Genomic DNA, 11,439 nt, shown 5'->3' on the forward strand with positions numbered 1-11,439 from the left:
TAGTCCTCTCGGAGGTCGCCGACGGCCATCGTGCCCGCGGACTCCGTGGTCCCGCACACCCTTTCCAATTACGGGCAAATCGGACATACTGACCTCATGAGAGGGATCATCCTTGCCGGGGGAACCGGGACACGCCTTCACCCGCTGACCATCGGGGTGTCGAAGCAGCTCATGCCTGTGCACGACAAGCCGATGATCTACTACCCGCTCAGCACGCTGATGCTGGCGGGGATCAGGGACATCCTGATCATCACGACCCCGGAGGACAAGGCGGCCTTCCAGCGCGTGCTCGGCTACGGCGACCGGTTCGGCGTGCACCTCGAGTACACGGTGCAGCCGTCCCCGGACGGGCTCGCCCAGGCCTTCCTCCTCGGTGAGGAGTTCCTCGACGGCGGCCCCGCGGCGCTCGTCCTCGGCGACAACCTGTTCTACGGGCAGGGCATGGGCGCCCAGCTGCGCCGCTATCAGGACTTCGACGGCGCCGCGGTGTTCGGCTACTGGGTCAGCGATCCCCGCGCCTACGGCGTCGTGGAGATGGACGAGAACGGGCGGGCCGTCTCTCTCGAGGAGAAGCCGGAGCATCCGCGCTCCAACCTCGCCGTGCCGGGGCTCTACTTCTACGACGACACCGTCGTGGAGAGGGCCAGGGCCCTCACCCCGTCGGCCCGCGGCGAGCTCGAGATCACCGATCTGAACCGCACCTACCTCGAGGACGGCTCGCTGCACGTCGAGGTGCTCACGCGAGGCACCGCCTGGCTGGACACCGGCACGTTCGACGACCTCGCCGCCGCGGGGGAGTTCATCCGCACGGTCCAGCAGCGACAGGGCCTGTCGATCGGCGCTCCCGAGGAGGTCGCCTGGCGCATGGGCTACCTCAGCGACGACGAGCTGCGTGAGCGGGCGCTCCCGCTGGTCAAGTCCGGGTACGGCAAGTACCTGCTGGACGCGCTCGAGCGGGAGATCCTGGACAGGCCGGTGCAGCTCACCCCGTCCGCCTCGGCGCTGAAGGCCACGGCATGACCCGCCGCCTCCTGGTGACGGGCGGCGCGGGGTTCATCGGCTCCGCCTTCGTCCACCACGTGCTCGCACGCACCGATGACACGGTCACCGTCCTCGACGCGTTCACCTATGCGGGGCACCGCTCCTCCCTCGCCGATCTGCCCTCCGAGCGCTGCCGCGTCGTCGTCGGCGACGTGGCGGACGCCGAGGTGGTGGACGGCCTGGTCCGGCAGAGCGATGCGGTGGTCCACTTCGCGGCCGAGTCGCACAACGACAACTCGCTGAGCGATCCCTCGCCGTTCATCCGGACGAACCTCCTGGGCACCTTCACCCTGCTGGAGGCCGTGCGCCGCCATGACGTGCGCTTTCATCACATCTCGACCGACGAGGTCTACGGGGATCTCGCACTGGACGATCCGCAGCGCTTCACCGAGACCACCCCGTACAGCCCCTCGAGCCCCTACTCGGCGAGCAAGGCCGGCAGCGACCTGCTGGTGCGTGCGTGGGTCCGCTCCTTCGGGGTGCGGGCGACGCTCTCGAACTGCAGCAACAACTACGGACCGCGTCAGCACGTCGAGAAGTTCATCCCCCGCCAGATCACCAACCTCCTCGACGGGATCCGGCCCCGCCTCTACGGCGCGGGGACGAACGTGCGCGACTGGATCCACGCCGACGACCACTCCAGCGCCGTGCTGCGGATCCTCGATGCCGGCGAGATCGGGCGCACCTATCTCATCGGCGCCGACGGGGAGCAGAGCAACAAGGAGGTCGTCGAGATCCTCCTCCAGCTGATGGGGCGGCCCGCGGACGAGTACGACCACGTCACCGATCGTGCGGGCCACGACCTGCGGTACGCGATCGATGCGGGTCCGCTGCGCGAGGAGCTCGGCTGGGAGCCGCGCTTCCGAGACTTCGAGGCCGGCCTCGCCGCGACCGTCGAGTGGTACCGGGAGAACGAGGGCTGGTGGCGTCCGCAGAAGGCCGCCACCGAGGCCAAGTACCAGCTCGCAGGACAGTGACGGCGCGGTGGTGAGCACGGCGCGGATCCGTGCCACCCTGTCCCGATGACCTCCCTCCCCGCCGGCCTTCCCGCCGACAGTCACGTCCACAGCGAGTTCTCCTGGGACACCGGCGGCCCCGCCTCCGCGGCGCGCGGCACGATGCGCGCGACCTGCGAGCGGGCCGCGGCGATCGGGCTGCCTGGGCTGTTCTTCACCGAGCACCTCGACCTCGAGGACGCCTGGGTGACCGACCCCGAGGACTTCGCCGACCACGAACAGCATCTCGTGGGCCCGGACGGCGTCGTCGCGGTGCCGCGCTTCGACGTCGAGGGGTATCTCGAGGAGATCGATCGCTGCCGCGCAACCTTCCCGGAGCTCGCCATCGGGACGGGCCTCGAGTTCGGCCAGCCCGGGCTGCGCACCGAGGCCGCCCGCGCGCAGCTGGACCTCTCCGCCTTCGACCGGATCATCGGCTCGCTCCACACCCTCGAGCTCGAGGGGCAGCGCGCCGAGCCGAACACGATGTTCCGCCGCCTCCCGGCCGACGAGGTGATCCGCCGGTACCTCGCCGAGGTCCCGGCGGTGGTCGCGGCCGACGGGCCGCACGAGGTCGTCACCCATCTCGACTATGCGGTGCGCTACTGGCCCGAGGAGGTCGAGGGCCCCTTCGACCCGCGGCGCTTCGAGGAGCAGCTGCGCGGCGCGATGCGGGCGATCGCCGAGAGCGGCCGCGCGCTCGAGATCAACACCCGCCGCCTGCGCCCCTGGATCCCGCAGTGGTGGGCCGAGGAGGGCGGGCAGGCGATCAGCTTCGGCAGCGACTCCCACACCCCGCTAGCCCTCGCCGCGAACTTCCCCGAGGCGACGGCGCTGGCGGACTGGGCCGGCTTCCGCCCCGGCCGCGACCCGCGCGATCTCTGGCGGCGCTGACCCTGGGTCACCTCCGGGGCCGCTGGGACCGTGATGGCGTCGAGGGCCGCTGACCTCGATGCGACCGCGGCCCGTCGTGGCGGCCCGTCGCCGGCTTCGCCCTCTCCTGGCGTGCACCGTATCCTCGACGCGTCGGTCCACACCCCGGACCGTCGGCCGTCCCGGCGCGGAACCCACCCCGTCCCGCTCGCTCGACGCGCCACGCACAGCTCCCGCGCGGAGCAGGACGAGGAGGTCTGATGCGCGCACTGCGCAAGGTCGCGCCCGGCGCGGGCCTGGAGTGGACGACGGTCGACGAGCCCGGCTGCGGGCCCTGGGATGTGAAGGTGCGTGTGCTGCGCACCGGGATCTGCGGCACCGACCTGCACCTCCTCGCCTGGGACTCGTCCGCTGAGGCGATGTGTGACTCGGTCCCCTTCACCCCCGGCCACGAGTTCTACGGCGAGATCGCCGAGGTCGGCTCCGAGGTCGACGACGTGCGCATCGGCGACCGCGTCTCCGGCGAGGGCCACGTGGTGTGCGGGACCTGCCGCAACTGCCGCGCCGGCCGACGCCAGATGTGCAACCGCGTGCGCTCCGTGGGCGTGCAGCGCGACGGCGCCTTCGCCGAGTACGTCACCGTCCCGCACGAGAACGTGTGGGTGCACGAGCACGACGGCGGTCAGGAGCTGATCAGCCCCGAGCTCGGCGCCGCCTTCGACCCGCTCGGCAACGCCGTCCACACCGCCCTGAAGTTCCCTCTGGTGGGCGAAGACGTGCTGATCACCGGCGCCGGCCCGATCGGGCAGATGGCCGCGGCCGTCGCCCGTCACGCCGGCGCCCGCTACATCACGATCACCGACATCTCGCCGGAGCGCCTCGCGATGGCGGAGGACTGCGGCGCGGACGTCGTCCTGGACGTCTCCACCACCCGCGTGCTCGATGCCCAGCGCCGGCTCGGCATGCGCGAGGGCTTCGACGTGGGCCTGGAGATCACCGGCCAGGCCCGCGCTCTGCAGGAGATGATCGAGAACATGAACCACGGGGGGAAGATCGCGCTGCTGGGCCTGCCCTCGCGGCAGTTCGAGATCGACTGGACCGCGGTCGTCACCCGCATGCTCACCCTCCAGGGCATCTACGGCCGCGAGATGTACGAGACCTGGAACGCGATGTCCGCGATGCTCTCCACCTCCCGCACCCTGCGCAGCGCCATCGAGCGCACCATCACGCACGTGCTGCCCGCCGCGGACTGGGAGGACGGCTTCGCCCTCGCCCGCGAGGGGAAGGCCGGCAAGGTCCTCCTGGACTGGAGCGACGTCGGCGACTGACCTCGGCCGGTCGCCGGCCCTGCAGCCCCGGCGCCGGCCCTGCAGCCCCGGCGCCGGCCCATGTCTCCGTCGCCCCCACCCCGTCGCACAATTCGGCGCTCCCTGCGTGACCTCAACTCCCATACGCCGCTGAGGTCACGCACAGGACGCAGAATTGTGCGCCCCACCCCCACCCCGCGACCTCACCCCAGCCCCGCTCCCGACCCCAAGGACCCACACCCATGTACACCGACCTCAAGGACCAGCTGACCGCCGAGCTCGACGAGATCGAGCAGGCCGGCACCTTCAAGCACGAGCGCGTCATCTCCACCGCGCAGTCCGGCCGCATCACCGCCGGGCCCGTCGGCCGCGACGGCGCCGAAGTGCTGAACTTCTGCGCCAACAACTACCTGGGACTCGCCGACGACGAGCGGCTCGTCGCCTCCGCCAAGCGCGCCCTCGACGAGCGCGGCTTCGGCATGGCCTCGGTGCGCTTCATCTGCGGCACCCAGGACCTCCACCTCGAGCTCGAGCAGGCGCTGTCCGCCTTCCTCGGCACCGAGGACACGATCCTGTTCTCCTCCTGCTTCGACGCGAACGGCGCCGTCTTCGAGCCGCTGTTCGGCAAGGAGGACGCGATCATCTCCGACGCCCTGAACCACGCCTCCCTCATCGACGGGATCCGCCTGTCCAAGGCCGCCCGCCTCCGCTACGCCAACGCCGACCTCGACGACCTGCGCACCCAGCTCGAGGCCGCCGCCGCGCTGCATGACGGCAAGGGCGCGAGGCGCACCGTCATCGTCACCGACGGCGTGTTCTCGATGGACGGCTACCTCGCCCCGCTGCCCGGCATCTGCGACCTCGCCGACGAGTTCGGCGCGCTGGTCATGGTCGATGACTCCCATGCGGTCGGCTTCATGGGGGAGACGGGCGCCGGCACCCCCGAGCACTTCGGCGTCTCGGACAAGATCGACATCTACACCGGAACCTTCGGCAAGGCGCTCGGCGGTGCGAGCGGCGGCTACGTCTCCGGCAGGCGCGAGATCGTCGCGATGCTGCGCCAGAAGGGCCGCCCGTACCTGTTCTCCAACTCGCTGGCCCCCTCGATCACCGCCGCGACGCTCACCGCGCTCGAGCTCGTCGAGGGCAGCGCCGAGCTGCGCGCGACCCTGTTCCGCAACGCCGAGCTGTTCCGCGCCCGGATGGGGGAGGAGGGCTTCGAGCTGCTGGACGGCGAGCACGCGATCGTGCCGGTCATGTTCGGGGACGCCGCGCTCGCCGCCCGGATCGCCGACGCGATGCTCGACCAGGGCGTCTACGTCACCGCGTTCTCCTACCCGGTGGTGCCGAAGGGGCAGGCGCGCATCCGCGTGCAGCTCTCCGCCGCTCACACCGAGGAAGACATCGAGGCGGCCGTGCGCGCTTTCGTCGCCGCCCGTGAGGCCGTGCAGGCCGGCTGACGGCGGCAGGCCGGCGGCCCCGAGCCGACGGTTCGCGCTCGGCCGCGGACGTCCGGCCGGGTGGGCCGAATGAAACTGCGCTCCCTTCGTGACCTCAGCCCGTATATGGCGTTGAGGTCACGCAGGGAGCGCAGAATCATGCGCGGCCCGGATGGGGTGGCGTCTCGTTACCCGAGCCGCATCCACTCGTCGGTCCGCACGCGCAGGCCGAGGCTGATCGCGCGCAGCACCATGAAGAAGAAGTTGCAGGCCAGCCACAGCAGCGCGAGCCCCAGCGGGCCGCCCGGTGCCCACAGCGCCACCGCGACCGCGCCGGGCAGGACCAGCACCGCGATGAGCGAGCCGACCTTCGCCAGGTAGGGCGCATCCCCGGCGCCCATCAGCACCCCGTCGAGCACGAACACGTACCCGGCGATCGGCTGGGTGATCACCAGCACCCACAGCGCCGCGCGCAGGCTCTCCTGCACAGCGACATCGGGCGTGAACAGCTCGGGCACCACGTAGCTGGCCGCCAGCAGCAGCACCGCGACGACCGCGCCGCCGCCCACGCCCCACACCATGAGTCGCCGTGTCACGGCGTGGACGGTGCGCGGGTCGGAGGCGCCGAGATACCGCCCGGTCAGGGCCTGGCCGGCGATCGCGAGGGAGTCCAGCGCGAGGGACAGCACCGTGAACACCGTGGTGGTGAGCTGGTGCGCGGCCAGCCGCACGTCCCCGAGCCCGGTGGCGACCACCGTCGAGGCGATCACCACCACCCGCAGCGACAGGGTGCGCACGAACATCGGCACGGCGTCGCGGCCCACGGCGACGAGGTTCGCCGGCTGCAGCCCCAGCCCGATCCCCTCGCGACGGGCGCGACGGACGATCACCGCCAGCAGCACCAGCGCCATGCCCCACTGGGCGATGACGGTGCCGATCGCGGAGCCGGCGATCCCGAGGCCGGCGCCGAAGATGAGCAGCGCGTTCAGCGGGATGTTCACGATCGCGCCGCCGACGGCGACCACCAGCGGCAGCGTCGCGTCCTGCAGTCCGCGCACCAGACCCGTCGCGGCCTGCACAGCGAGCATGGCGGGCAGGCCGAGGGCGCTGATGTGCAGGTAGATCGTCGCCTCGGCGAGCACCTCGGGGGAGGGGCCGAACAGGGCCAGCAGCGGCTCCCCGGCCACCACCAGCACGAGCGCCGCGGCGGCGCCGACGAGCAGCGCGAGCCAGCAGGCGTCGATCCCGCGCGAGATCGCCTCGCGGCGTCGGCCGGCGCCGAAGGAGCGGGCGACCGTGGCGGTGGTGGAGTAAGCGAGGAAGATCGCCAGCCCGACGACGGTGGTGAGCACGGTCGAGGCGAGGCCCAGGCCCGCGAGCGACGTGGTCGAGACGCGGGCGATGAACGCGGAGTCGGCGAGGACGAACAGCGGCTCGGCCACGAGCGCGCCGAGGCTCGGGATCGCCAAGCGCAGGATGTCGCGGTCGACGGTGCGCCGCGCCCGCTCCTCGCGCGGCTCGGCGATCGGCGCTTCCCGCGGCTCGGCCGTCGGCTCCTCACGGTCGCCGCCCGTCCGCTCCTCGCGGTCTCCGGCCGTCGGCCCGGAGGGTCCGCCGTCCCTCAGCTCGTCGGGCTCGTCGGGAGAAGGGGAAGGGGTGGGCACCCCACCATTGTGCGACGAGCACCCGACCATCGTCGGTGCCGGGGTCACAGGTGCACATGAGACAGTTCCTGCGGAGCTCTCCGCCCTGCGCCCCCGGCGCGGCGACGGGGCCCATGCCCCGCCCCACGCGGGGACCCACCCCGTCGGACCGCCTTCCCGAGGAGCAGGATGAATCGCCTCGCCCGCCTGAGCCTGAACAACAGGTCCTTCATCGCCCTGGTGTGCATCGCCGTGTCGATCATCGGCGCGTTCATCATGACCACGATGCGCCAGGAGCTGATCCCCTCGGTCTCCCTGCCGCAGATCCAGGTGATGACCACCGCCCCCGGTTCCTCGTCCGAGCAGGTCAGGGACCGGATCACGAGCCCCGTCGAGCAGTCGCTGCAGGGGCTGGAGAACGTCGAGGCCACCTCCTCGACCTCCCAGGCGGGGCTGTCGATGGTCACCGTCGAGCTCACCTACGGCACCGACGTGGCCCGCTCGTCGAACCAGGTCGACGCGGCGCTGAGCCGCATCGAGGAGCAGCTCCCCTCGGACGCGGACCCGCAGGTCATCTCTGGCGGCACCAGCGACCTGCCCGCCGTGGTGCTGTCGGTCTCCTCGGACCTCGACCCCTCCGATCTCGCTTCGCGCCTGGACGCCTCGGTGACCCCCGAGCTCGAGCGCATCGGCGGGGTCTCCTCCGTCGCGGTGATCGGCGCGCCCGAGCAGATCGTGCGCATCACCCCGGACGAGGCCGCGCTCGCCGAGAACGGCCTGACCGACGACGACATCTCCACCGCCCTGGACGCCAGCGGCCTGTCCCTGCCCGGTGGCTCCGTCACCGACGGGGACCGCACGCTGGACGTCGTGCTCGGGCAGAGCATCGACAGCCTCGAGAGCCTCGAGGGGATCGTGCTGATGCCGTCCGACGACGCCTCCGGCTCCGGCGGCGACGACGCGCAGGGCGCCGGCCAGCAGGGCGCCGACGGACAGGCCGCGGGCGGCCAGCAGGGCGCCGACCAGCAGGGCGCGCAGGGCGCCGACGGGCAGCAGACCCAGCCCGGCACCGACCCGCAGCAGCCCGCCGAGCCGGTCACCCTCGGCGAGGTCGCCACCGTCGAGCAGACCACCGAGGACCCCACCTCCGTCTCGCGCACCAACGGCCGTGAGTCCCTGGTCGTCATGGTCACCGCGACCGTCGACGGCAACGTCGTGGACATCTCCGGGGACGTCGAGAGCGTCCTGGACGACACTCTCGCCGGCGTCGGCGGCGACGCCCAGGCCGACGTCGTCTTCGACCAGGCTCCCTTCATCCAGGACTCGATCCTGGCGCTGGCCGAGGAGGGCCTGCTGGGCCTGCTCTTCGCCGTCGGCGTGATCCTGCTGTTCCTGCGCCGGGTGCGGCCCACCGTGGTCACCGCGATCTCGATCCCGACCTCGCTGCTGATCGCGTTCATCGGCATGTATGTCACCGGGTACACGCTGAACATGCTGACCCTCGCGGCGCTGACGATCTCCATCGGCCGCGTGGTGGACGACTCGATCGTGGTGATCGAGAACATCATGCGCCACCTCGCCTACGGCAAGACCAAGCGCCGCGCGATCCTCGACGCGGTGGGCGAGGTCGCCGGCGCGATCACCGCCTCCACCCTCGCCACCGTCGTGGTGTTCCTGCCGATCGCCGTGGTCTCGGGCATGGCCGGGGAGCTGTTCCGGCCCTTCGCCCTCACCGTCGGCATCGCGATGCTGTCCTCGCTGCTGGTGGCGCTGACGATCGTGCCGGTGCTCGCGTACTGGTTCCTGAAGCCCCCGAAGGGCCACGAGGACATCGACCCCGACGACGCGGCGCAGGTCGCCGCGATCCGCGAGGACGCCGAGGCGAAGGAGGAGCGCACCTGGCTGCACCGCCTCTACGCCCCCGTGCTGCGGGCGACGCTGGACACGCTGCCCCGCCGCCTGCTCACCCTCGGCGGCGCGGTGATCGTGCTGATCGGCAGCGTGCTGCTGATCCCGCTGGTCAACGTCAGCTTCCTGGGCGACACGGGGCAGAACATCGCCTCGATCACCCAGACCCTCCCGGCCGGCACCAACCTCCAGCAGGCCTCCGACAAGGCGGCCGAGTCCGAGGACGCGCTGCTGGAGATCGACGGGGTCGAGACCGTGCAGACCACCATCGGCGGCGGCCAGTTCGGCATGGGCGGCGGCGGCGAGAACGAGGTCAGCTTCTCCATCACCACCGATGCCGACGCGGACCAGGAGGCGCTGAGCGACGAGATGGTCGCGGCGCTGGAGGCCCTGCCCGAGCCCGGCGAGGTCGAAGCGGCCGACGTCGCCTCGCCCACCGGCTCGAACTCGGTGGACATCATGATCACCGGCCCCACCGCGGAGGACCGTCAGGCCGCGAACGACGCGATCCTGGCCGAGCTCGACCCGGTGCCGGACGGCGTCTCCGAGGTCGCCACGGACCTCGAGGGCGACCAGCCGACGGCCGTGGTGACCGTGGACCGTGAGGCCGCGGCGCGGATGGGGCTGACCGAGGAGGCCGTGGTCGGCCTGGTCGCCCAGCAGATGTTCCCCGGGGCGATCGGCACGATCACCCTCGAGGACGACGAGCTGGACATCTACGTCGAGGGCGGCGAGAGCGTGGACACCTTCGCGCAGCTGCAGGATCTCGAGCTGATGGCCTCGATCCCGCTGACGGACGTCGCCTCGGTCGACGAGGAGCTCTCCCGCCCCTCCATCTCGACCCAGGACGGGCTCGAGACGGTGACCGTCTCGGTGACGCCGGCCGGTGAGGACGTGGGCATCGCGACTCGCGCCGCGAACGACGCGATCGCCGCGGCGGACCTGCCCGAGGGCGTCGAGGCGACCGTGGGCGGCACCGCTGCGGACATCGACGAGACCTTCGGACAGCTCGGCATCGCCATGGTCGCCGCGATCCTGCTGGTGTACGTGCTGCTGGTGTGGATCTTCAAGTCGCTGATCCAGCCGCTGATCCTGCTGGTCTCGATCCCCTTCGCGGCGATCGGCTCGCTGGGCTTGCTGGTCATCACCCGCGTGCCGCTGGGGCTGCCCTCGATGATCGGCCTGCTGATGCTGGTGGGCATCGTGGTCACCAACGCGATCGTGCTGATCGACCTGGTCAACCAGTACCGACGCCACGGGATGGCTCTGGACGAGGCGCTGCACCTCGGCGCCTCCAAGCGTCTGCGCCCGATCCTGATGACCGCGGCGGCGACGATCTTCGCGCTCGTCCCGATGGCGCTGGGGATCACCGGCAACGGCGGGTTCATCGCCCAGCCGCTGGCCGTGGTGGTCATCGGCGGTCTGATCTCCTCCACCCTGCTCACCCTCGTGATCGTGCCGGTGCTGTACCGGATGGCGGAGGGCCCGGGCGAGCGGCGCCGGTTGAAGGAGGAGGCCCGCACCGCGGAGCGCCGCAGCGGCCGCTCCCGCCGGCCGGAGGCCGAGCGGCGCGAGGCCGAGGGCGATGCCCCGGTCGACCACCTCGCCGGGAGCCAGGCCGTCGGCACGGCCGGGACGAGCGCCGGTGCGACCGGGGCCGGCGCCGCGACGGCCGACGGGGCGACCTCCGGCGGGGCCGCCGGGAACGGTGGCGTGACGGGCGCCGGCATCGACCCGGGCTCGACGGGCGCTGGCATCCGATCCGGGCGCGGCGCATCCTCGGCACCCGGCCGTCGTGCGTCGCTCACCGACCAGCAGCGGGACCTCGCCCAGCGGCGTCCTGACCTGCGCGGCAGCTCCGGCTCCGGGGCCGACGGTCAGGGCCGGAAGGGCCGGTCGATGAAGGAGCGCGGCGGGATCGTGGGGATCGTGAAGCGGCGCCTGGGCCGCGACTGATCCACGGGGCGGACCTTGGAGGGGCCGGGCGACCGCGCGTCGCCCGGCCCCTCCTGGGTCCCGGCGTCTCACGGCCTGCCCGCCCCGTCTCGTTCCGCCCTGTCCGGCCCGCCCCAGCCTGCTCCGCGCCTGTCCCTCCCCGCCGGCCTCGTCGGACCGGGAATGGTCAGGTGATGGCGCATGGCGTGCCTCTATGCCGTTATGGCGGTTTCAGATGATCACTGCATCGGTGGTGATGATCTGGAGGAGCGATGAGCGGTAGGCGCAGGATTGCGAC

7 protein-coding genes are annotated in these 11,439 nt (G+C 71.9%); 6 read left to right on the top strand and 1 reads right to left on the bottom strand.

Annotation, left to right across the window (positions count from 1 at the left end):
• The first annotated feature begins 96 nt into the window (after positions 1–96).
• The 5 genes from rfbA to L3K22_RS14300 all read left to right on the top strand — a co-directional run bounded on the left by rfbA (position 97) and on the right by L3K22_RS14300 (position 5,676).
• Positions 97–1,020: a glucose-1-phosphate thymidylyltransferase RfbA gene (gene rfbA, locus L3K22_RS14280; protein ID WP_263311971.1), complete on the top strand. Its 924-nt coding sequence runs from the start codon at positions 97–99 to the stop codon at positions 1,018–1,020.
• Positions 1,017–2,018 (top strand): dTDP-glucose 4,6-dehydratase, encoded by a 1,002-nt coding sequence (gene rfbB / locus L3K22_RS14285; RefSeq protein ID WP_263311972.1) that lies wholly within the window; start codon positions 1,017–1,019, stop codon positions 2,016–2,018. The genes rfbA and rfbB overlap by 4 nt, the downstream gene beginning before the upstream one ends.
• Before the next feature lie 45 nt (positions 2,019–2,063).
• Positions 2,064–2,930: a PHP domain-containing protein gene (locus tag L3K22_RS14290; RefSeq protein WP_263311973.1), complete on the top strand. Its 867-nt coding sequence runs from the start codon at positions 2,064–2,066 to the stop codon at positions 2,928–2,930.
• Between the two features lie 239 nt (positions 2,931–3,169).
• Positions 3,170–4,237: an L-threonine 3-dehydrogenase gene (gene tdh, locus L3K22_RS14295; protein WP_263311974.1), complete on the top strand. Its 1,068-nt coding sequence runs from the start codon at positions 3,170–3,172 to the stop codon at positions 4,235–4,237.
• A 221-nt stretch (positions 4,238–4,458) separates the two neighbouring features.
• Entirely contained in the window at positions 4,459–5,676 is a 1,218-nt protein-coding gene (locus L3K22_RS14300) for a glycine C-acetyltransferase (protein WP_263311975.1), read from the top strand.
• 167 nt (positions 5,677–5,843) lie between these two features.
• On the opposite strand, the gene L3K22_RS14305 is transcribed toward L3K22_RS14300, so the two are convergent.
• Complete coding sequence (locus L3K22_RS14305) at positions 5,844–7,319, bottom strand: MATE family efflux transporter (RefSeq protein WP_263311976.1); 1,476 nt, start codon at positions 7,317–7,319, stop codon at positions 5,844–5,846.
• Between the two features lie 168 nt (positions 7,320–7,487).
• On the opposite strand from L3K22_RS14305, the gene L3K22_RS14310 reads away from it, so the two are divergent.
• Positions 7,488–11,162 (top strand): efflux RND transporter permease subunit, encoded by a 3,675-nt coding sequence (locus L3K22_RS14310; protein ID WP_263311977.1) that lies wholly within the window; start codon positions 7,488–7,490, stop codon positions 11,160–11,162.
• The last annotated feature ends 277 nt before the right edge of the window (positions 11,163–11,439 follow it).

Source organism: Brachybacterium atlanticum (assembly GCF_025669985.1).
GTDB classification, from domain to species: domain Bacteria; phylum Actinomycetota; class Actinomycetes; order Actinomycetales; family Dermabacteraceae; genus Brachybacterium; species Brachybacterium conglomeratum.